Raw genomic sequence first — 300 nt, 5'->3', positions numbered from 1 at the left:
CGCGAGTCCGCAGCTCATCGCCTCGAGGCGATGTTTTGCCCGTGGCACGTCGCCTTGTGCGGCGTGCCACACCTGCGCATCTGCGCAACCAGCGGGCGATAGCACAGCAAGGAGCACAGCATGAACGTGATGAACGAGCTTACCGAAGCCTCGGTGCATGAGTTGATGAATGAGGCGACCGAGTGGCTGCAATATGCGCAGCGGTTGACTCTGTTCGTGACCAAGGTGATCGGGGAGGCGGATGAGCTACAGGGCAAGGAGATGGCTAGCGTCATGACGGTCATCGAGGCGTTGATGAGC

The 300-nt window shown here is 60.3% G+C and carries 1 protein-coding gene; it reads left to right on the top strand.

What is annotated here, in order from left to right; translation table 11 throughout:
• Positions 1-120: 120 nt before the first annotated feature.
• Positions 121-300, top strand: a 180-nt coding sequence (locus ACR9ZH_RS18455) for a hypothetical protein (RefSeq protein ID WP_481292220.1), incomplete at its 3' end; no start/stop codon positions are given.

The organism is Luteibacter sp. SVR4-7G (genome assembly GCF_056755555.1).
The sequence above is the reverse complement of the archived record's forward strand: the minus strand, read 5'-3'. Positions and strand labels throughout refer to the sequence as shown.